At 69.2% G+C, this 20,764-nt stretch carries 17 protein-coding genes and 1 pseudogene; 9 read left to right on the top strand and 9 right to left on the bottom strand.

Going from position 1 to position 20,764, the window contains the following annotated elements; all coding sequences use genetic code 11:
- Nucleotides 1–47 precede the first annotated feature (47 nt).
- The 4 genes from ABT057_RS27755 to ABT057_RS27740 all read left to right on the top strand — a co-directional run bounded on the left by ABT057_RS27755 (nt 48) and on the right by ABT057_RS27740 (nt 4,251).
- Nucleotides 48–515 carry a hypothetical protein gene (locus ABT057_RS27755; protein WP_352346328.1) on the top strand — a complete coding sequence of 156 codons (468 nt, stop codon included), beginning with the start codon at nt 48–50 and terminating at the stop codon, nt 513–515.
- Nucleotides 512–1,015, top strand: a complete 504-nt coding sequence (locus tag ABT057_RS27750) for a hypothetical protein (RefSeq protein WP_352346327.1) — start codon at nt 512–514, stop codon at nt 1,013–1,015. Before ABT057_RS27755 ends, ABT057_RS27750 begins: the two co-directional genes overlap by 4 nt.
- A 194-nt stretch (nt 1,016–1,209) precedes the next feature.
- Nucleotides 1,210–2,049: a hypothetical protein gene (locus ABT057_RS27745; RefSeq protein ID WP_352346326.1), complete on the top strand. Its 840-nt coding sequence runs from the start codon at nt 1,210–1,212 to the stop codon at nt 2,047–2,049.
- Nucleotides 2,050–2,964: 915 nt separating this feature from the next.
- Nucleotides 2,965–4,251 carry a hypothetical protein gene (locus ABT057_RS27740; RefSeq protein WP_352346325.1) on the top strand — a complete coding sequence of 429 codons (1,287 nt, stop codon included), beginning with the start codon at nt 2,965–2,967 and terminating at the stop codon, nt 4,249–4,251.
- Nucleotides 4,252–4,258: 7 nt separating this feature from the next.
- Here ABT057_RS27740 and ABT057_RS27735 read toward each other — a convergent pair whose 3' ends face one another.
- Nucleotides 4,259–5,428 (bottom strand): hypothetical protein, encoded by a 1,170-nt coding sequence (locus tag ABT057_RS27735; protein ID WP_352346324.1) that lies wholly within the window; start codon nt 5,426–5,428, stop codon nt 4,259–4,261.
- 163 nt (nt 5,429–5,591) lie between these two features.
- Here ABT057_RS27735 and ABT057_RS27730 point away from each other — a divergent pair, with 163 nt between their 5' ends.
- Nucleotides 5,592–7,877, top strand: a complete 2,286-nt coding sequence (locus tag ABT057_RS27730; RefSeq protein ID WP_352346323.1) for a 2OG-Fe(II) oxygenase — start codon at nt 5,592–5,594, stop codon at nt 7,875–7,877.
- A gap of 205 nt (nt 7,878–8,082) precedes the next feature.
- Here the strand turns inward: ABT057_RS27730 and ABT057_RS27725 are convergent, their stop codons facing one another.
- The 6 genes and pseudogenes from ABT057_RS27725 to ABT057_RS27700 all read right to left on the bottom strand — a co-directional run bounded on the left by ABT057_RS27725 (nt 8,083) and on the right by ABT057_RS27700 (nt 13,542).
- Nucleotides 8,083–8,502 carry a PIN domain nuclease gene (locus tag ABT057_RS27725; RefSeq protein WP_352346322.1) on the bottom strand — a complete coding sequence of 140 codons (420 nt, stop codon included), beginning with the start codon at nt 8,500–8,502 and terminating at the stop codon, nt 8,083–8,085.
- Entirely contained in the window at nt 8,502–8,756 is a 255-nt protein-coding gene (locus tag ABT057_RS27720; RefSeq protein ID WP_062697603.1) for a type II toxin-antitoxin system VapB family antitoxin, read from the bottom strand. The genes ABT057_RS27725 and ABT057_RS27720 overlap by 1 nt, the downstream gene beginning before the upstream one ends.
- Before the next feature lie 875 nt (nt 8,757–9,631).
- Nucleotides 9,632–9,862, bottom strand: a pseudogene (locus tag ABT057_RS27715) (low molecular weight phosphatase family protein); the annotation flags it as partial.
- 270 nt (nt 9,863–10,132) lie between these two features.
- The gene (locus ABT057_RS27710) at nt 10,133–10,846 is read right to left on the bottom strand and encodes a cation efflux transmembrane domain-containing protein (protein ID WP_352346321.1); all 714 of its coding nucleotides are present in this window, start codon (nt 10,844–10,846) and stop codon (nt 10,133–10,135) included.
- A complete protein-coding gene (locus ABT057_RS27705) occupies nt 10,846–11,181 on the bottom strand; it encodes an ArsR/SmtB family transcription factor (protein ID WP_352346320.1) in 336 nt (111 codons plus the stop codon). The genes ABT057_RS27710 and ABT057_RS27705 overlap by 1 nt, the downstream gene beginning before the upstream one ends.
- Nucleotides 11,182–11,559: 378 nt before the next feature.
- Entirely contained in the window at nt 11,560–13,542 is a 1,983-nt protein-coding gene (locus tag ABT057_RS27700; protein WP_352346319.1) for an ABC-2 transporter permease, read from the bottom strand.
- Nucleotides 13,543–14,021: 479 nt separating this feature from the next.
- Here ABT057_RS27700 and ABT057_RS27695 point away from each other — a divergent pair, with 479 nt between their 5' ends.
- The 4 genes from ABT057_RS27695 (at nt 14,022) to ABT057_RS27680 (ending at nt 18,767) form a co-directional block, all read left to right on the top strand.
- Nucleotides 14,022–14,828 (top strand): SDR family oxidoreductase, encoded by an 807-nt coding sequence (locus tag ABT057_RS27695; RefSeq protein ID WP_352346427.1) that lies wholly within the window; start codon nt 14,022–14,024, stop codon nt 14,826–14,828.
- Nucleotides 14,829–14,834: 6 nt separating this feature from the next.
- Complete coding sequence (locus ABT057_RS27690; RefSeq protein WP_352346318.1) at nt 14,835–16,163, top strand: NAD(P)/FAD-dependent oxidoreductase; 1,329 nt, start codon at nt 14,835–14,837, stop codon at nt 16,161–16,163.
- Nucleotides 16,164–16,239: 76 nt separating this feature from the next.
- Complete coding sequence (locus ABT057_RS27685; protein WP_352346317.1) at nt 16,240–17,727, top strand: cytochrome ubiquinol oxidase subunit I; 1,488 nt, start codon at nt 16,240–16,242, stop codon at nt 17,725–17,727.
- A complete protein-coding gene (locus ABT057_RS27680) occupies nt 17,727–18,767 on the top strand; it encodes a cytochrome d ubiquinol oxidase subunit II (protein WP_352346316.1) in 1,041 nt (346 codons plus the stop codon). The genes ABT057_RS27685 and ABT057_RS27680 overlap by 1 nt, the downstream gene beginning before the upstream one ends.
- Nucleotides 18,768–18,780: 13 nt before the next feature.
- Here the strand turns inward: ABT057_RS27680 and ABT057_RS27675 are convergent, their stop codons facing one another.
- Both ABT057_RS27675 and ABT057_RS27670 read right to left on the bottom strand, forming a co-directional pair.
- The gene (locus ABT057_RS27675; protein WP_352346315.1) at nt 18,781–20,364 is read right to left on the bottom strand and encodes a GMC oxidoreductase; all 1,584 of its coding nucleotides are present in this window, start codon (nt 20,362–20,364) and stop codon (nt 18,781–18,783) included.
- 61 nt (nt 20,365–20,425) lie between these two features.
- Nucleotides 20,426–20,764: cyclase family protein (locus tag ABT057_RS27670; RefSeq protein ID WP_502973970.1), on the bottom strand; the 339-nt coding region annotated here is incomplete at its 5' end.

Genomic DNA, 20,764 nt, shown 5'->3' with positions numbered 1-20,764 from the left:
TGCCCCCGAAAACGAGGTTCGGATCGCTGGGTGAAAGGTCGATGCAGGTGAGTCTCTCGCGTGCGGAGTTGGAGCGGCATGACTGGGACGCGATCCCATGTGGGTGCGGACAGTCTGCTGGGCATCTGCTCGCCACACTGGAAACCATCCTCGCCGGCGGCGCCTCCGGCGCCGTGCGAAGCCTGGATGATCACGTGCTCGTCCAGTCCATCCTGATGCCCCCGGCGCCCGCGGTCTGCGCGGTCGTCATGGCGCACCTGGCGGACGGGATGCCAGCGGCGCAGGAGAGGGAGATCCTCTGGCTGCTGCTCGCCCTGGTCGCGGGCGAGGTCGATGGCGACTCCGTCGAGGACAGCCTCCAGATGCGCTGTCTGGAGACGGTCCGTGACGGGCTCTGGCTCGTCTACAGGGCGTACCTCGGTGCCCGTAGCCCTGCTGCCAAGGGGTACGCCGATGACGTGCTGGACATGGTGGAGTGGGACCCGGCGAGGCTCGAGCATTACCGGGCCGGGTGAAAGAGCGTGGTACGCGGCTGGTCGATGTGGAGATCGGCCGCTACGACTGGTCGGCGTTCGAGTGCGGGTGCATGAAATCGGCCGTGCACTTGATCGACGACCTGCAGCGACTGGCCGAGGCACAGTCGATCGAGGAAGCGCGGGCGCTGCACATCGAGAACCACGCCCTGATTCAGTCGATCCCGCAGCCACCGGCGGAAGCCGTCGCCTCGGTGCTGATGGCGGCGCTCGCGGGTGAACTGTCCCCCGGGGCGAGGTTCGTGTGCCTGGACCTGCTCGGTGCGCTGGTGTTCAACGACGGCGAGTACTCGGAGGAGAGGTGCCAGGAGATCGCCCGGCAGGGGTTGTGGCTGCTGTACAGGGACGTGTGGGCGGGTGCCTCCCCTGGCATCGTCGCCAACGCTTACTACGTCCTGAGGGCGATCGAGACGGATGAGGAACGGCTGCATGCTTACCGGGACTCGGGCCGGATCAAACTGCCCGACTATCTGACCGACTGAACCTCCCGACGGGTCGCTGAGTTTGGCTCGCACCGAGTTGGAGCACGGCTGGGACGCCGTTCGGTGCGGGTGCGGGAAGTCCACCGCGTGCCCACTCCCCAAGCGAGAACGCCGGCGCGCGTAGAAATGGGGACAGGGCGAAGGAAATCAGGGACGAGAGAAAACCAGGGACGAGAGAAAACCAGGGTGGAACCGTGGCGAATCATCCAGGCTTCGGCATACTTCTGACCCGACTCATGAATCGGCGCCGGACGGATGTGGCATGGCTGGCCTCCGCCGCCGGTATTCCGGAGACCGAACTCCGCGCGGTGGTGTCGGGTACGCCGCCGCTGGCTTCGCAGCTCGACGCTCTCGCCCCCGCGCTCGGTTTCCACGTCGCCGACCTCTATGTGATCGCTGACGTGCCGGTGCCGGCAGCCCTCGCTCCCCGGGAACCGGCCGCCGGGGCAGCGATCGTGGAGCTTGTCCAGATCATGCTGGCACTGCCGACGGACCAGAGAGCCTACGTCCACCAGCTCATCGATCAGCTGTCGCTGGACGACGGCGAGCGACCGCCCTCCCCTCCACCGTTGGTTTATGACCAGCACGAGGCGGGCTCCGGCGCGATACTTGCCAACCTGTTGTGCCTCAACCGGAATCTGCGCTCCCCGACTGCCGCAGCCAAGATCCTGGCCCTTCTGACGGAAGGCCGCGTGTACCTGGCCGCCTCCACGATCAGCGGTATCGGCAGGGGCCGCGTAGCACTGACCGCGGACCGGGTGGCAGGCTTCGCGACCATTCTCGGCATCCCGGGTGGTGACCTCGCTGCCATCACCGCGGTCGAACTCCGCGAGACGTCGGGGCCCGACGATCCGCCGGCGGCCGAAATGGCACGGCTGCTGTGGAGCTGCCGGCGCCTGACCACGGATCAGGTCGAGTGCCTGCGCGACGAAGCAGACTCGATGCTCGTAGCGGTGCCCGACGACGCCCCCGGCGCGGACTGGAACCGTGTCCGTCACCACCACGGGAGATGGTGGGGCGCGCCGAGGCACTGACCTGACCTGCTGGAGCAGAGGTCGTCGGTCGGGGCACCGACAAGACGCGTGTCCTGTACCTCTTCGGCGGCGCGGAGCAGCTGACGCTGGACGTCGCGGCGAAGCCGTGCACAGCACTGCGGTACTGCGGGGGCTGGACGGGGACGCGGCGCTCGATTCTGGCGTCGCTGGTGATCAGCGGAACGCCGAACGCAAGTCGGCTTCGAGTTCGGATGAACAAGCTGATGGCGCACGCCTGCGAGGGTGCTTATGAGGAATCGACAAGCTCTGCCAAATCGTCCTTCTGTCCCCGCGGGAAGCCGGTTCGGTGGCCGCCTGGTGTCCGGACGCCTTTGGACGGCGCGTCACGGGGCGGCACGGCCCAACCTGTCGCATGTGCTCTGATCAGGCGCAACGTCATCAGGCAGCACGACCCGTCACTCGGCAACACGAACGCTCACGGTCTCGTAATGCGTAGGTCTCGGGTTCGAATCCCGAAGGCGGCTCCGTGATGAACCCCAGGTCAGGCCTTTGACCTGGGGTTTCTTGTTTTCTTTGACCTTGGAATTCCGGCACATCAGACACTTGTGGTCTGCGCATCGCAATGCGTCGGTCGCGGGTTCGCTCTCGGTTGCCAGTTAGCCGTGAAAAGGCTCTGACCAGCGATTTTGATGTACTGAGCGCTTCGGGTGCCCATGCGGGCGAATGTGCCGGTGGACGGCCGGTGGACAAGCGTGCGTGATGGCCACCCAGAGCCGCCTCGCCGACCCTGGGGGAGTCGAGGGTTTCCGGTGCCTTGGGAATGGTGGTCGGCACGGCTTGTGCTTTTCCGACAGGCTGAGGGGAATCCGGGCTGCCGAGGTACGACGTTCATTGGTGTGTTTTCGCCGCAGCGATGCCCGCAGACGGGACTCCCGTCCGTGGGAGGATCGGCAGGTGGGCCGGAGTGCGGTGGAGGTGGCGGCGTTGGTGGCGGACGAGGCGATGGCGCGGCGCCTGCTGGGTTGGCTGGTGCCCGACGGTGACCCGCTCGTCGCGCTCTCGGTGGCCGAGGTCGAACGGTTCTGCTGGTACGAGCTGCCTCGCAAGTGGCACGCGGACACCTCTGAGCAGCGGAGGGCTGTCGCTGTCCTGGCCGATCTGCTGGCCGGAGTCGGCCGTGTTCGGGCCGCCGCGGTGTGTGCGAGCGCGACCACAGTTCAGGTGCTGGCGGCTTGGCAGCGCTCCGAGGAGGCGGGTTTCGCGGCCTACCACAAGGCCGCGGCCGCCTCGCCCACGACTCCGCCGGACGTTCCCGAGCTGAGCTGGGGGCAGGTCATGGGCGTCCGGGAGGCGTTGGCCCGTGCCAATCTCGAACGTCGGCTGGAGCAGGCTCTGGACGAGGGCGAGTTCGACCCGGACGTGCGTACGTTCCCGGCCGCGCGCCGACGGTTCGTCCAGCACTGGCTCACCACCGTGCAGCCCGGGTTCGAGGGCCGCGCCCCGCTGGAGGCCGTGCGGCGTGAACGGCGCGAGTTGTGGGCCGCGGCGCCCCCGGCCGAGCGCGGCGCTCTGCTCGCCGCGGTCCTGCCTGCTCTGGAGGAGCCGGCCGCGGCACCCGTGGACACGGCGGAGCCGCTGCGGTGGCTGCTGGAGCAGATCGGCGGCGGTGTCACCCTGACCCAGGCCGGCTACCTGCCACGGGAGGTGGTGGCTGCCGCGTTCGCCCGCTACCCGCACTGGTACCCGATCGGCAAGGGACCGCGCTCGGAGGCGGACCTGTTCCAGCTGGCCGACCTGCACGAACTCGCCCGCACCCACCGGCTGGTGACCAAGCGCCACCGTACGCTCAAGCTCTCGGCGTCCGGGCGCGCCCAGCTGGCTGATCACCAGCTGCGTCAGCATACGGCCGCGCTGGCCTGGCTCGGCACCACCGCGGCGGAGCGGCAGGTGGCCGAGTGCGCCTTGGGCGCGCTGTGGGCGGCGCCACGGTCCCGCGAGGACCTGCGCGATGCTGTCCATCCGGTGCTTGCTGCGGGTTTCACCCACGGCGACGGCACCGCGTTGGAGGTGAAGGACACCGAGCGGCTGCTGTGGAGGTTCTGGCACACGGGCCGCGAACTCGGCTATCTCGACGAGCGGGACCGGTCCGCCGACGCCCCGGTCTCCCTGTCCGCGACCGGCCGCCCTGCCGTCCTCGCCGCTCTCCGTCTCGTGGCCGAGGGTCCACGGGACCGCGTCTGAGCGCGGCTCAGCGGGCTGTCAGGCCGGCGTCGGTGAGGCGGCGCATCAGCGAGGGCTTGCCGCGGTGCTGTTCGCGCAGGTCGTGCAGGTGTCGGGTGAACTCCTCGGGGGTGCCCGCCCGGTCGTGGATCTCGCGGAGATCCTTCAGGAGGGTGACGGCGGTGTCGTAGGGGCCGGGCTGTTTCTGCCCGGTCAGGTGGGTGATGTCCTGCCAGGCTTGCTGGGTGTTCTCGGCCAGGCGGTCCAGGTGGCTCTCGCGGGCCCGCTGTTCGGCCCGGCGGGCCTGGGCGCGGGCCTGTTCCTGCTGCCGTGTGTGCTCGGTGCGCACCTCGTGGGCGGCGTCGAGGAGCTCCGCGGCTGAGCGGCGCCGGGTGGCGGTGGACGGTTCGGCCGTACCGCGGGACGCGGCGCGGTGGCGGGCCAGCAGAGCGGGGCCCGGTTGTGGGGCGGTGCCCAGGGCGGCGTCCAGCAGCAGGGCATCCTTCTCTCGTTGTGGCAGGGCGCGGATCCAGGCGGCGAGTGCGTCCTTGTCGATTGCCTGGGAAGGGGCGGCGCCGCTGGCGTGGGCGGCCGCGGTGAGCAGGTGTGGGTCGACGTGCAGGAAGTCGGCCAAGCTCTGTTGCGGGCCGGTGAGGTGGGCAAGACCGGCGGGTACGGGCGGTTCGAGGGTGGAGGCGTAGTCGTCCTCGTCGAGGTCCTCCTCCAGCTCCCAGCGGGTGAGTGCGGAGAGCCAGGCAAGATAGAGGGGGCGCAGGTCGCCTGCGGCGAGTTCGGTACGCAGGGTGGTGAAGGAGGCGAGGGTGAAGGAGGTCTCGAAGTCCCACTCGCCTCCGTCCTCGGCCTGGTAGGAGAAGTCGAGCAGCAGGTGCCCTTTCCTGGTCCAGCAGGTCAAGGCGTCTTCCGCGCAGTACGGTTCGGCGCTGCGGGCGGGTAGCAGTGTGGTGGGCAGGCGCAGCATCAGGTGTCGCGAGCCCCAGTTGGCGAAATACAGGTGGGCGTCATACACCTGCTCCATCAGTTTGCGCTCATCGCCGCGGAAGTTGCCGTAGTGGTACTCGTTGACGAAGTGTGTCGCGCTGATCCGGGCCCGGCTCGACAGCGCTCGCACCCCTTCGAGCTCGTCCTTGGTCAACGGCCGTTCGATGGCCTGGAATTCGTAGTACTGGTACTCGCTCACATCCGTCCAGACTATCGACAGGCGCTGCGGCTCGTCTCACGGGACCTGGATGTGGTCCCTCGTTCGGGGCCCCGTCCACGGTTACGGTCCTGGCGGTGCCGTCGGGTTCGTAGGATCGGGCCGAGAACGACGGGCCCGCAGGGGGGCGGCGGAGGGCAGGCGTGTGGTGGTGACACCGAGGGACCGGCTGGCTGGGCTGCTCGGCGGGGCGAAGGCGGCGGGGGCTTTCAGCGCCCGGCTGGAGGCGCCGGTGGCCGGCCTGGGCCTTGAGGTGGCCGGGGTCGGGCCGGTGCGCCTTCCGTTGCGGGCGCCGCAGGTGAAGCGGCTGATCTCGGTGGCACGGCCGGCGTTGTTCGGGCGGGGCGAACAGACGCTGAGCGACACCGGTGTGCGTGACACCTGGCAGATCCTGCCGGATCAGCTCAGCCTTGCCGGTCCTTCCTGGTCGTCACTGCTGAGCGGCGCGCTGGAGCATTTCCGGGACGCTCTCGGTCTCCCGTCGGCGACCTGGCTGCGGGCTGAGCCGCACGCGATGCTGGTGTACGGCAAGGGCCAGTTCTTCCTTCCGCACCAGGATTCGGAGAAGGACGACGCCATGGTGGGCACACTGGTGCTCTCCCTGCCGTCGGCGCACACAGGGGGAGAACTGGTCGTAGAGCACGCCGGGCAGGAGTGCGCCTACCGTGCCTCGAAGACGGATCTGACGCTTGTCGCTTTCTATGCCGACTGCCGGCACCAGGTCACTCCGGTCCGAACCGGGTACCGGGTGACGCTCACCTTCAACCTGCTCGCCGAGCCGGGGACTTCGGGCGAAGTGTCCGGGCCGCTGGCGGAGCTGGCGCACAGTCTCGGCCGGCACTTCGGCTCGCCGGCCAAGCCGCGTTACGGCACCCGTGAGCTGGATCCGCCGAACCGGCTCGTGTATCTGCTCGATCACGAGTACACCCAGCGCGGCCTGAGCTGGGAGCGGCTCAAGGGCGCCGACGCGGGGCGTGCCGCTCTGCTGCGCGCCACCGCCGGGCAGGCCGGGTGCGAGTCGGTGCTGGCCCTGGCCGAGGTGAAGGAGACCTGGGACGCCCATCCCGAGGGGGAGGATCCCTGGGACGACTACGGGTACGACGAGGACGATGAGGAGGAGAGCGGCGATGCGGGTGAGGACGGGGACTACGTCCTGCAGGAGCTGGTCGACGACGAGATCACCCTGGGCTGGTGGACCGGTCCGGACGGCACCGGTGGCGAAGAGATCTCGTTGCGGGTTCATGACTACGAGGTGTGCGCGAGCACCGCGAACGCGGACCTGACGCCCTACGACTCCCAGTACGAGGGCTACATGGGCAACTACGGCAACACGCTGGACCGGTGGTACCGGCGGGCCGCGGTCGTCGTGTGGCCGCGTGAGCGGGCCTTCGCGGCACGCGGCGAGGCCGGATCGCGGTGGGCCCTGGAGGAACTGCGCGCCTGCATCGCGCGGGGCGACCTGGGCCGGGCGCGCGGCCAGGCCCGGTCCCTGGCACCGTTCTGGAAGAGCATCCGTCCGCAACCCGACCTGCTGGACAGCGCGTTGCGGGTGGCCGTGGGCCTGGATGCGGCCGAGACCGCGGCGATGCTGCTGGAGCCGTTCCAGGCGGGTGCGCTCGGCCCGGAGCACGCGGACGGACTCGCCGCGGTGGCCGAGCGGTACGGGACCGGGTGGATGCGCCGGGTCGTCGACGCCTGGTTCGCGTCGGAGCACCACCTCCAGTCGATGCAGTACGAGTGGACCGAGCGGTTGCCGGAGCTGTGCGCGAAGCTTCGTGAGCATCGGGCGTCGGCGGTGGCACGGCTGTTGTCCGCCGGGGTCTGGGCCGCGGTGGACAGCGGTCTGCGGCTGTGGACGACGACCGGGCCTGCCGAGACCCGCAGTACGCGGCTGCGGCAGCTGGCCCTGCCGCTCGGACACGTACTCGCGGCGGCCGATGAAGAGCTGCGGGACGGGATCCTCACAGCGCTGCGCGAGTGCGGGGACACGGTACTGGACTGCCTGATGCCGCTGCTGGGCCACGCCGCGGAGGCGAGCACGTCCTCCGTGTGGGGCGCGGCGGGGCTCGACGCGATCGCACGGCACTGCGCGGACCGGCTTCGCGCGGTGTCCGAGCGGGCGCCGCGCGCTGCCGACGACTGGTCGGTGGCATGGTCCGGGTGCGGTTGTGAGCTGTGCCGTGCCCTTGGCGCGTTCCTCGGCTCCCGGTCGCGACAGGTCCTCGAATGGCCGCTGGCGAAGGAGGGGCGACGGCATGTGCACACGAGGATCGACTCGGCCGAGTTGCCGGTGCGCCACCAGACCAGGCGGCAGGGGCGCCCGTACACGCTGGTGCTGACGAAGACCCAGGAGCTGTTCACCCGTGAGCAGACGGTCCGCCGTCAGGCGGCGGCGGACCTGGCATGGCTGATGTCGCTGCGGAACGGATGACCGCGGCCTCCGGCCGGGTGGCCTCGTCGCGCGGATATGCCCCATCGGAACCGGTTCGTCGACCGAGGTGACCGCCAGGGCGTTGCCACCGGCGCGGAAAGTCATCACCGGCAACCGTCTTCGCCCCCGAGCTTGACCGTCCGGGCACCGCGCTACCGCAGGAGATGTACCCACCCTGCGAGATTGGGTGGGAGGCTCGACCTGCTCAACGGTCGGCGCTGCCGGGCGGGACGACCCATTCGGTGGGTTGGCCGGTGAGGGAGGCGATCATGTCGAAGTCGCCGTCGTAGTGGAGGACCGTCCGCTGGTGCAGTTCTGCCGTGGCGGCGATCAGCAGGTCGGGGAGGGACAGAGCACGGTGGAAACCCGCGTTGAGGGCGTGGCGCTGGACTTCCAGGGCGCGGGCGAAGGCGCGGTCGTCGGTGTGTAGGTAGTCGAAGGCGCGGAGCCAGGTACTGATCCGTGTCGCCTCCGAGCTGTCCCGTGCGGAGTGGATCATCTCGTACTCGGTGGGCTGGCATACGGCGAGGAGGTAGCGCTCGTGCAGGGGCTTGAGTACGTCCTTGACGTTCGGCTTCGTCCAGCGGGCGAGGGCGGACTTGTCGATCAGGTAGCGGTCCTGCATCAGGCGGCCCGGCCTCCGTCGCGGTCGCCGTCGCGCTTGAGGGAGCCGTCCGCGTTGCGGGGCCCGGTGTTCTCGACGATCTCACTGAAGTCGAGCTCGCCGGCCTCCATGGCGTCGAAGCCCTCTTGCCGAAGGTGCCTCTTGACGGCGTCTTCCATGGCGAGGCGGACGGCTTTGGCCTTTGTCTTGGTTCCGAAGATGCGCATGGCCTCGGTGACCATGTCTTCATCGAGGTCGATGACGGTTCTGGCCATGTGGAGATCCTCTCGGAGATGCTTCCGCTAGTGAAACGATACCATTCATCGACTGTGGTAGATATCGTTTTGATCGGGCGTCCCTCTCATGGATGGAGGCTGCGGCGTTCATGGCGACATGCCGCGCGGTCACTCCTTGTGGAAGATGGACAGTCGTCCTAATGTCAGGCTCCGCCCCTGTCGTGGGTTGCATCAGAAGCGACGGGATGGCGAGAGGCGGCTGGCCAAGCAGCCCCGTTGGTGGACGGCCGGTGGACAGACGCCTTTGGACGGTGCGTCACGGGGTGGCACAGGTCAACCTGTTGCACGTGCTCTGATCAGGAAAAACGTCACCATGTAGCACGACGAGGCACCGGGCAACACGATCCCTCACGGTCTCGTAATGCGTAGGTCTCGGGTTCGAATCCCGAAGGCGGCTCAAAGAATCCCCAGGCTGGATGGTATCTGACCTGGGGCTTTTGCTTTCCCTTGAAGGGTTCGTGGTCTAAACCACTGCGCTATGGGGTGCGCGCGAAGGCCAGATGGGGCCGAGATTGCCTTGCGCATTGGTAATGCGTAGGTCGGTGGTTTGCTTTCTGTGACGAGATCTGCAGTATCAGGGTCTCTGAACTGGCTTTTCTCTTCGGGAGTAGACCGAGAGAGGCCTGTTGCGTGAGCCACGGGGAACGTACGGGGAACATGGCGTCGGGCAGCCTCCTCGTCGGAGGCGTCCGACGCATCGGCGGCACCCTCGTCCTGTTCTTCTCCAGGCTGGCCCTGTTCGTGTCGAGCGAACGCCGACGGCCGCGCGCACGCGGTGCTCGCGAGTCCGGCCGCCCTGTCGCGCCAGGCCGCGCTGCCGAGCCTAGGTGTGCCCTCGCGTGGTCAGTGCTGGGCCGGACGCCGAGGTCGTCGAGAAGGCCACAGACGCGGCGCTCGATGGCGTCGCGGATGGGGCGGACGTCGTCGACGGTCCTGCCCGCGGGATCGTCCAGCGTTCAGTCGAGATATCGCTTGCCGGGGAAGACCGGGCAGGCGTCGCCGCAGCCCATGCTGACGACGGCATCGGCGGCGCGGACGATCTCGTCTGTCCAGGGCTTGGCGAACTCGCGGGAGATGTCGATGCCGGGCTACCGCCGTCACCGACCGCTGGGGCAACTCCCCATATGGACGCCTGTCCGGGCTGCTGGCCTCTCGCACCATCGCGTCTGCCCCGGCACCATTCGCGGGAGCCACGCCGGCCGGACCGCTCGGCGGCTATCCGGGGCCTGTTCGCTGTGCTCGCCCTGGCTTCCGCCGCAGCAGCCCTCCTTGCACTGGGGGGGCTAACGTAGATCACTGAACGTCGGGGCGCCTCGCGGTCAGACCCAAGACACCCTCCGGGCTTCCGCGGACGGTCAGTTGCAGCAATCGCAGCCCGGGCGGCAGCCGCACGCGTCGTCCGGCTCAGTGCCGATGGCCGGGACCGCCGCCGCGGAGGGTGCGCAGCAGCCCTTGCCCTGCCAGGCGTCGCGACCTTCCTTTGTGGCGATGGCGGCGATGACGAGGGCGGCGATGGGATCGGCCCAGGACCAGCCGAGGGTGGCGTTGAGGACCAGGCCGACCAGGAGCACGCCCGAGAGGTACGTACACAGCAGGGTCTGCTTGGAGTCCGCGACGGCGCTGGCGGAGCCGAGTTCACGGCCCGCGCGGCGTTGGGCTGCTGACAGGAACGGCATCACCGCGAGCGAGAGGGCGGCGAGCACGATGCCCGGGATGGAGCGTTCCGCCTCTCCCGTGCCGGTCAGCGCGCGGACGGCGTCGACAGTGACGTAGGCGGCGAGCGCGAAAAACGACAGCGCGATGATCCGCAGGGTCGTCTTCTCCCGCGCCTCGCGCACGGCGTGCTCACGGGCGGAGAACTGCCAGGCCACCGCGGCGGCGGAGGAGACCTCGATGACCGAGTCCAGGCCGAAGCCGACCAGGGCGGTGGACGAGGCAAGGGTGCCGGCGGTGATGGCGACGACCGCCTCGATGACGTTGTAGATGATGGTCGCCGCGACCAGCAGACGTATCCGACGGGCGAGCGCGTCCCGGCGGGCCGGAGAAGGGCCGAGGGATATCGCGGCCATCAGCAGCATCCCTTCTCGGCGGCGTCGGCGCAGGTGCGGTCGGTCTCGACAGCCACCACAGCGGCACGCAGGTCGTCCAGCGCATGACCAAGGCGCTCGTCCGCCAGTTCGTATCGCGTGCGCCGGCCGTCGGGCACGGTGACGACCAGGCCGCAGTCGCGCAGACATGCGAGGTGGTTGGAGAGCCGGGTGCGCGAGATACCGAGCGTGTCGGCGAGATCGGCTGGGTAGGCCGGGGCTTCGCGCAGCGCGAGCAGGATGCGGCAGCGGATCGGGTCGGCGAGCGCGCGGCCGAACCGGGCCAGCACGTCGATGTCGAAGGCAACAGTCAGCACAACCTGAATGTACAAGATTCTCTGAATTCAGGAAATCGTGAATAGGTGAGGTGTCCGACTGGGCGCGGGAACCGGGTGCATTGGAACGGGCTGATGCGTCAGGGCTGTGGTGTCCCGGATGGGGCCCGGTTCGTGACGTCGGGTCCGGTCAGGTTGATGCGATACGCCGCTGTCACACGGCTGACCTGCGAGAACGGTCATTGGCTCCGCCCCTGGTGAAGCGATGAGATCCAAGGAGGCTGAGGCCTTTGCAGCGTGCCCCTCGGGCAGCCCCTGGTGACAACCCAGGCCAAGTAGCCCGGATCGTGTATGGCCGGGCGGCTGTGCCCGGGGGACATCCGCTGTTGAGCGGGTGCCACGAACCCCTGAACTGCCCGGTTACGGCGCGGCCCCGATCGGGACGGTGACGGAGGCGGCTTCGGCCTCGGTTTCGGGTGACACGGGAATCTCGGGTGTGCGGAACCAGTCGAGGAGGCCGAGGGCGGCTCCGGCGATGACACCGTAGAGCAGGAGGACGGTGAGGGCCTGTGTGATTCCGTGTCCGTCGAAGTAGATCGTGTTGCGGAGCAGGATGTAGGCGTTGCGGGGTGGGAGGAACGGGCCGATGTCGCGCCAGAAGGCCGGGAGGTACGCCACTCCGTTGGCTCCGCCGGAAGAGGGGTTGCCGAAGAGCATGATCACGGTGACGGTCACGAGTGTTCCGGCGGCTCCGAGGAGCTTTTGCAGTACGGCGGCGGTCAGGGCGACCGCGGCGATGATGAGGGACAGGATGGGCCATACGATCCAGAACTTGTCCGTGGGGTATCCCTGGAGCCAGGGGCCGACGATGAGGTTGACCACCATCCCGGCGACGATGGCGAACCCGGCGAGCATCAGTCCCCGCCACCGACCGGTGGCCGTTCCGGTCGCCGTCTTGAGCATGGTCGCACTCACGTAGCCACCAATGAGCAGCGGAACCAGCATCAGTGACACGACGATGCCGAAGGGGTCCTTCTTGGCCAGCGGAGTGGGTACGTACTGCTCGATCTTGAGCGGTTGTCCCAGGCTCTTCGCGGTGGCATGGAAATGTGCCGCGAGGTCCAGAGGTGCGATGTCGCTCTTGGTGGGAACGACGATCAGGGTTTCCGTGGCAGGGACGAACCCTCCGTAGAGCTTGGCCTCGTCGATCGCCTTCTTCACGGCGGATTCACTCGGGTAGAGGGTGACCTTGAGCGAGACCTGCTTCTGGACCGCGGTCAGGATCGGGGAGGTCCCGGTGGAGCCGATGGCGAGGTTGCTCGCGGCGGGCGCGTGTGCGGAACTCATGTAGTTGGCTGTGAACAGGCATTGCATCACCGCGGCGATCGCCAGAGCGACGACGATCCGTACGGCGTTCTTCGCGGCCGGGGACCTGGCTGCCGTGGTGTCCGTCTCCCCGGCGGACCGGGGAGCGTCAGGTACTGGCTCGGGGCGCCACCGTCCCAGGTATCCGATGATCATCGCCCCGGCCAGGGCGTACGCGCCGAGGACGATGGCCGGGGTGGTGATGTTGTTTCCGTCGAAGTACAGGACGTTCCGCATCAGGGTGACGGCGTGCTGCGGCGGGAAGACGGCTCCGATGTGCTGCCAGTAGGAGGGCAGGAGGGACAGGCCCGACCCGCCGGCCGATGCTCCGCCCATCACGATGAACAGGAGCACCACCAACAGGGTGCCGAGGGCTCCGAAGATGCGCTCGATGGCGGCGGACGCCAGGGCGACCGCGGCTGTGACGAGCATGAAGCAGGGCAGCAGCGGCCAGAAGTGGCTGTTGGCGTAGGCGCCGATCCCTGGTCCCGCGATCAGGTCGGTCAGGAGGGCGCCGATCGCCGAGTAGCCGATCAGGATCGCCACACGCCAGGGCGCGGCCGCTGTCCTGCTGGTTTTGAATACAAGAACGGTGGCCAGGTAGCCACCGATGAGCAGCGGCACCAGGAGCAGTCCCGTGACGCCGCCAAGGGGATCGCTCGGCGGCAGAGGTTTGACCGTGCGTACCTCCATGGGCCTGCCGAGCTTCTTGGCGGCCTCGACGAACGCCTGCTCGAGTTCGATGCGGGCGAAGAAGCTCTTGGCGGGAACCACGATCAACGTGTCGCTCTTCGTGCCGGGGATGTACGCGCCGTAGGCCTTGCTCTGGCTGATCGCGTCGAGCGCGGCGGATTCGTTCGCGTAGCTGATCGTTTCGAGCGACACCTTCGAGGTCACCGCGTTCACGACCTTGGAAGAACCGGTCACCGCGAAGGGCATGTCGCGCGGAACCAGAAGCTGCAGGGCACTGATGAGGCAGAGCGCGAACAGGCTCTGCAGGACGAGCACCACCCCGAGTGAGACCAAGACCTTCTTCACCGTGCGGACTCCCTTTGGCCCTTGCCGGCCAGGTGCCACGAGCCGTGGGCAGCACGGCAATCCTCATGGCGATCGATCAGCCGTGGGAACGGCTGACCGGCCCGCGTGCTGACTGTCCCCATCGCGTCCATACCGGCACGCTAGGGCCGCCCCTCTCGCCAGGCATCCGGAGATGTGCAACCGGGTGACGGCAGCAACCGCAGGCTCCGGGGGGAAGGCCGCTCGGGCCGCGGGCAGGCCCCGTAGCCCGGCCGTGTGACATGCCCCGCCGAAATCGGCAGGCACAGCGTGCCGGTCGGTCCCGCCCGCGCGGCAGGGTGCTTTCGTCTGGGGGCCGGGTGTGCGACGGCTCCTGTGCCTGTCCCGGCGGGCGGCCGTCGCCTGGCTTTCCTCATGTGCGTCGCCCGTTTCCCGCGGCGTGCCGTCCGAACGCCGAAGGAGAGATCGTGGTGGCAGCGAAGGTCGAGAACCGCGGGACCATGTCCGCGCAGCTGCTCAAGGGCCAGAAGGCGTTGGTGACCGGCGCCAACTCGGGCATCGGGCTGGCGACCGCCGTCGCCCTGGGCCGGGCCGGAGCGGACGTCGTGGTGAACTACGTCGCCGGCGCGCACGAGGCGGAGAACGTCGTGAAGGAGATCGAGGGCTTCGGGGTCCGCGCCTACGCCCACGAGGCCGACGTGTCCGACGAGGACCAGGTGACCGCCATGGTCGCGCGGATGGTCGAGGAGTTCGGCACCATCGACATCATGGTGGCCAACGCGGGCCTCCAGCGGGACTCGGCCGTGACGGAGATGACGCTCGCCCAGTGGCAGAAGGTCATCGACGTCAACCTGACCGGCCAGTTCCTGTGCGCGCGGGAGGCCGCCAAGGAGTTCATCCGGCGCGGCGTGGTGGAGGAGGTCTCCCGGTCGGCCGGGAAGATCATCTGCATGAGCTCGGTCCACCAGATCGTCCCGTGGTCGGGCCATGTGAACTACGCCTCCTCCAAGGGGGGTGTGGGCATGCTGATGCAGACCCTCGCCCAGGAGCTGGCCCCCCACCGGATCAGGGTCAACGCGGTCGCGCCCGGCGCCATCCGCACCCCGATCAACCGCGACGCCTGGTCCACCCCCGAGGCCGAGGCCGACCTCCTGCGGTTGATCCCGTACCACCGCGTCGGCGACCCGGACGACATCGCCAACGCCGTCGTCGCCATGGCGTCCGACCTGCTCGACTACGTCGTCGGCACCACCCTCTACGTCGACGGCGGAATGACGCTCTTCCCCGGCTTCGCCACCGGCGGCTGATCTCCGATGCAGGATCACATCACGCCCCGCCGGGTGGTGATCCTCGGCGGGGGGTTCGCCGGGCTGTTCGCCGCCCGCGCCCTACGGAAGTCGCCGGTCGCGGTGACCGTGGTCGACCGCCGAGCCCACCACCTCTTCCAACCGCTGCTGTACCAGTGCGCCTCCGGGATCCTGTCCGAGGGGCAGATCGCCCAGCCGCTGCGCGGGGTTCTGCGGCGCCACCACAACGTGAGCTGCGTGCTCGCCGAAGCGACCGACGTGGATGCCGCCGCCCGGCTGGTCCACGCCCGGCGGCCCGAGGGCGGGATGGTTCAGCTGCCCTACGACGATCTGATCGTCGCGGTGGGCATGCGCCAGTCCTACTTCGGGCACGACGAGTTCGCCGCGTACGCCCCCGGGATGAAGACCCTGGACGACGCGCTGGACATCCGCCGACGGATCTACCGTGCGTTCGAGATGGCCGAAACGGCCGCGGACGACCGGGAACGGCAGCAGTGGCTCACCTTCGCGCTCGTCGGCGGCGGTCCGACGGGGGTCGAACTCGCGGGGCAGATCCGGGAGATCGCCGGTCACACGCTCGACCGGGAGTTCCAGAGGATCGACTCCGCCAAGGCCCGGGTGCTGCTCTTCGAGGGGTCCGACGCGGTGCTGGGCGCGTTCGGCCCCCCACTGGCCCACCGCGCGGCCCGGACCCTGCGGGGTCTCGGTGTGGAGCTCCACCTGGGCACGCTGGTCACCGACATCGACGCGCAGGGCCTGACGGTACGGGGCCATGACGGTGCGACGACCCGGTTCGACGCACGCACCGTGCTGTGGACGGCGGGCGTCGAGGCGCCCCCGATCGCGGCCGCGCTGGCCCGGGCCACCGGTGCCGAGCAGGACCGGGCCGGACGCATCCTGGTCGAACCCGACCTCACCGTCCCCGGCCATCCGGAGATCCGCGTCACGGGCGACGTGATGAGCCTGAACAAGCTGCCGGGCCTGGCCGAGGTCGCCATGCAGTCGGGCGCGTACGCGGGCCGGAGCGTGCGGCACCAGGTCGAAGGCAGGACGAAGAAGCCGAAGCCCTTCAAGTACGTGGATCTCGGCATCGCCGCCTACATCTCCCGCGGCCGGGCCGTCGTCAAGGCGGGCCCGCTGCATCTGTCGGGCTTCACCGGCTGGCTCGCGTGGCTCTTCATTCACATCGCCTTCCTCACCGGCTTCCGCAGCAGGCTGGGAGCGGTGCTCAGCTGGTCAGTGGCCTTCGCCACCGGGTCGCGGCGCGAGCGCGCCTTCACGATGCCCGGCAGCGACGCGTCGACGGCGCCCCCGCCGCTCCCGCCGCCTCCCTGACATCGGCCCCCGGCCCCCTCGCATCCTGTCCCTCCTCAGCCCCGCCACCTCCGCAGGGCAGACCATCGAGGCGCACATGCTCAGCACCGCCGTCCTTCTGGCGAACAGCACCCCGCCCCAGCTCCTGCCCGCCCGCCAGCTGATGGCCTTCACCCTGGCCTCGCACATCCTGCTGGTCCCGTTCGGCGTGGCACTGCCGTTCTACACGCTGCTGATGCACCACCGGGGGCTGCGTCGCAACGATCCCGTCGCCCTCCTGCTCGCCCGGCGCTGGTCGGCGGTGATGGCGGTCCAGTTCGCCATCGGCATCATCACCGGCACCGTGCTGTCCTTCGAGTTCGGCCTGCTGTGGCCCGGCATGATGGGCCGCTGGGGCGATGTCTTCGGCCTCGGGTTCGGCGTCGAGGCATGGGCGTTCTTCCTGGAGGCCGTCCTGATCGCGGTCTATCTCTACGGCTGGCGCCGGCTCAAGCCCTGGACCCACTTCTGGCTCGCGGTACCGCTGCCGCTGGCCGCCCTGATGGGGGCGTTCGGTATCATCGCGGCCAACTCCTGGATGAACACCCCGCAGGGATTCAGCCTCGACGCCCAGGGCAAGCCGGTCCACGTCAACGTGCAACAGGCGATCTTCACACCGATCTTCGGCCCGGAGTACTGGCACTTCGTCGTCGCGATGCTCCTGACCGCCGGGTATGTGGTGGCCGGCGTGTACGCGGTCGGCTGGCTGCGCGGGCGCCGCGACCGCTACCACCGGCTCGGCTTCACCGTGCCGTTCACGGTCGCCGCGATCCTCACCCCGATCCAGTTCATGCTCGGCGACTCCGCCGCTCGCGCCGTCTTCCACAAGCAGCCGATCAAGTTCGCCGCCACGGAGATCGTCTGGAAGACCGACACCCACGTACCGGAGTACATGTTCGGACGGCTTCACCCCGACGGGACGATCTCCGGCGGGCTCAAGATCCCCCAACTGGACTCGATCCTCGCCGGATTCAGCGCGGACACCAAGGTGACGGGCCTGTCGTCGGTCCCCGCGAGCGACCGCCCGACGGCCACTCAGGCCACCATCGCCCACTGGGCCTTCGACATCATGGTCACCATCGGCAGCGTGCTGATCCTGCTGGCGCTCTGGTACGCCTGGTCCTGGTGGAGACATCGGGACAACCCACGCAGTCGCTGGTTCTACCGCTGCGCCGCGCTCGCCGGAGTCGCGTGCCTGGTCACCGTTGAGTGCGGCTGGATCACCACCGAGGTCGGCCGTCAGCCCTGGATCGTCTACCACCACATGAGGGTCTCGGACGCGGTGACCAGCACCCACGCCGGATCGCTGTGGACGATGCTCGGCATCGTCATGGCCGTGTACGTGACCGTCTTCGGCGCGTTCCTCGCGGTTGTCCTGAAGATGCGTACCCGCTGGCGCATCGCCGACGAGGGCTCGGCCACCGCGCGCGCCGACCTGCCGCCGGAGACCGACACCCCCTACGGGCCCAGAAGCGAGCCCGAGCCCGCGGCCGCCGGGGCCGCGCCCGGCGGCGGGTCCGACCACACCCCGGGGGGTGCGTCGTAATGGCCGCATTCATCGCATGGGTGCTGGTGATCGCGATCGCCGCCTACGCCTGCGCCGGGGGCACCGACTACGGCGCCGGATTCTGGGACCTCCTGGCCGGGGGCGCGGATCGCGGCAAGCGGCCCCGCTGGTTGATCGACCAGGCCATGGCGCCGGTCTGGGAGGCCAACAACGTCTGGCTGATCTTCGTCCTGGTCATCATGTGGACCGGCTTCCCGACGATGTTCCAGGCCGTGTTCACCGCGATGTGGCTGCCGCTCGCCCTCGCCGCCGTCGGCCTGGTGCTCCGCGGCGCCGGGTTCGCCCTGCGCAAGCCGGCCCGCCGCCTGGCCCAACGACGCATCTACGGCGCGATGTTCGCCGTCTCGTCGCTGGTGACGCCGTTCTTCCTCGGGGCGGTGCTCGGCGGCATCGCCTCCGGCCGGGTCAAGGTCGGAGTGACCGCCTCCGCGGACGCCTGGGCCAATGGAACCTCCGTCCTCGTGGGTCTGCTGGCCATCGCGGCCACCGCGTTCCTCGGGGCGGTGTTCCTCTGCTCCGATGCCCTGCGGTTCGGCGCGTCCGACCTCGTCGACTACTTCCGCCTGCGGGCGCTGATCGCCTTCGGCGCCGTCGTGGTCCTTGCGCTCATCGGCCTGCCCGTCACCCACGACGACGCCCGGTACGTCTGGGACGGCCTCACCGGGGGCTGGGGGCTGGTGCTGGTCATTCTGGCCGCGGTCTGCGGTCTGGCCACGGTGCTGCTTCTGCTGCGCCGGTCCCACGGCTGGTCCCGCTACACCTCGGTGGCGAGCGTCGCCCTGGTCGTCGGCGCCTGGGGTTTCGCGCAGCGGCCCTACCTGCTGCCCACCTCGCTGACAGTGTCCGAGGCGGCCGGTGCCGCCCACACCCTGCGCTGGCTGGTGATCGTCACGGGCATCGCGATCGTGCTGGTCGGCCCGGCGCTGGTGCTGCTGTACCGGCTCGACACCATGGGTGAGCTGGAGGAGCTCACCGCCGCCGACACCGGTGCCGCCAGAACACCGGGGGACAACCTGTAGTCACGCGCCCCCGTCAGCTCAGCCGGTCGGCGATGTGGTCGCCGACCCGCAGGGCATTGGCGATGGCGGTCAGGGACGGGTTCACCGCGCCGATGCTGGGGAAGAAGCTGGTGTCCACGACGTAGAGGTTGTCGAGGTCGTGGGCCTTGCAGTTGACGTCGAGGGCCGAACTCGCCGGGTCGTCACCGAACCGCACGGTGCCGGCCTGGTGCGCGGTGGCGCCGATCGGCATGCCCTTGTGCAGGTAGATGCTGTGATCCAGCAGGTGGTGCTCGTGCATGCCCAGGTGTCCGAGCATTCCCTGCAGCTTGTGCTGGAGGCGCTTCAGCCCGGCCACGTTGTTCTTCTCGTCGAGCGTCAGGTGGATGGCGTCGTCCTCGTCGAGGGTGACCCGGCTCTCGGGGAGTGGGAGGTCCTCTCCGCACAGCCAGAAGTCGACGGCGTGGTGGGCGAGTACCTCGAACGGCATGTCGGGTGTGACGGCACCGGCCCAGCGCGGGGCCTCGCCGTGGATCTGGTCGGCGTCCGACTTGCCGAGCATCTGGATGCCGCCGAGCGGGTACTCCCAGTCGTCCGCGCCCAGATACCAGTCGTTCAGCGCCAGGGTCTTCTGGAACTTGGTGGGGTTGGGTTCCTTCGACACCGCCATGAGCGCGAGGTTGTTGTGCCGCATGTAGTGGCGTCCCACCACGTCCGAGCTGTTGGCCAGGCCGCCGGGGTGCCTGTCGTTCGCCGAACGCAGCAGCAGGACGGCGGAGTTGACCGCGCCGGCCGCGACCACCACGATGTCGGCGCTGAATCCCTCGGTATTGCCGTTCTTGAGCTCGGCGACGACCCTGGTGACCGTGCGTCCGGTGGGGTCGGTCTCCAGGCGCTGCACGTTCGCGTTGGTCACCATGGTGACGTTGTCGTACTTCAGCGCCGGGTCCACGCAGATCACCTGGGCGTCGGACTTCGCGCCCATCAGGCAGGGGAAGCCGTCGACCCGGTCGCAGCGGATGCAGACGCTGTCATGGGTGGCCCGGCCGTGCTCGTCCTGGGTGAGGTTCACGCCGATCGGCAGGTGGAAGGGGTGCAGGCCGGCCTTGCCCAGATCGTCGCTGAGCTGCTGGATGCGCGCCTCGTGCTCGACCGGCGGGTAGGCGTACTGCGCGCTGGTCGGCCCTCCGGTGGGGTCCTCGCCGTGCCGGCCGTGCACCAGGTAGAGGCGCTCGGCCTGGGTGTAGTACGGCTCCAGGTCCTCGTAACGGATCGGCCAGGCCGGTGAGATGCCGTCGTGGTGGCGCAGTTCGCCGAAGTCCTCGGGCCGGAGCCGGAAGAGCGCGGCGCCGTAGAACTTGGTGTTGCCCCCGACGTAGTAGTTGACCTCCGGAGGGAACTCCTTGCCGTGCTTGTCGTACCAGAACTCGGGGGCACGGTACTTGCCCTTGACGAAGACGGCGGTGGAGTCCCAGTTGTCCCGCTCCCGGGGCAGGTAGTCGCCGCGCTCCAGGAGCAGGACCCGCTTCCCCGTGGGGGCCAGCCGGTGGGCGAGCGTACCGCCGCCCGCTCCGGTACCGATGATGATGACGTCGTAGTGGTGCTGGTCGTCGGCCATGAGAGGGTCCCGTTCCAGTAGTCGATGGCTGTCCTGGCCGCAGCGCCCGTGGGCACCGCGGTCAGAGGATGGCGATCGGGTTGACCGGTGAGCCGGTGGCTTCCGGCAGCCGCAGCGGGGCGATCACGCAGAGGAAGGACCAGCGTCCCTCCGCCGCGCAGACCGGTGCCAGGTCCTCGAACTGCAGGTAGTCCAGCAGGTGCAGGCCCATGGCGTGGACCGCGAGCACATGCACGGGGAAGTCGACGCCCTCGGTGGAACTCGGGGCTGTGTCGTTGTTCCCGTCGCCGCCGAGCACGGCGACGCGCCGGTCCGCCAGGAACTCCAGCGCGGACGGATGGAGCCCCGCGCGCGCGTCCGCCGCGGGCCACGCGCCCAGTTCGGCGCGGCGTCGGCGGTG

Origin of the sequence: Streptomyces sp. NPDC002588 (genome assembly GCF_040295925.1) — a bacterium.
Taxonomy (GTDB): Bacteria; Actinomycetota; Actinomycetes; order Streptomycetales; family Streptomycetaceae; genus Streptomyces.
Note: the sequence above shows the minus strand (reverse complement) of the source record. Positions and strands in the feature narration are given on the sequence as shown.

Coding starts and splice junctions, on each gene's coding strand:
- ABT057_RS27725 (WP_352346322.1), bottom strand. CDS start 8,502: ATGCAGGACCGCTACCTGATCGACAAGTCCGCCCTCGCCCGCTGGACG.
- ABT057_RS27720 (WP_062697603.1), bottom strand. CDS start 8,756: ATGGCCAGAACCGTCATCGACCTCGATGAAGACATGGTCACCGAGGCC.
- ABT057_RS27710 (WP_352346321.1), bottom strand. CDS start 10,846: ATGGCCGCGATATCCCTCGGCCCTTCTCCGGCCCGCCGGGACGCGCTC.
- ABT057_RS27695 (WP_352346427.1), top strand. CDS start 14,022: ATGTCCGCGCAGCTGCTCAAGGGCCAGAAGGCGTTGGTGACCGGCGCC.
- ABT057_RS27690 (WP_352346318.1), top strand. CDS start 14,835: ATGCAGGATCACATCACGCCCCGCCGGGTGGTGATCCTCGGCGGGGGG.
- ABT057_RS27685 (WP_352346317.1), top strand. CDS start 16,240: ATGCTCAGCACCGCCGTCCTTCTGGCGAACAGCACCCCGCCCCAGCTC.
- ABT057_RS27680 (WP_352346316.1), top strand. CDS start 17,727: ATGGCCGCATTCATCGCATGGGTGCTGGTGATCGCGATCGCCGCCTAC.
- ABT057_RS27675 (WP_352346315.1), bottom strand. CDS start 20,364: ATGGCCGACGACCAGCACCACTACGACGTCATCATCATCGGTACCGGA.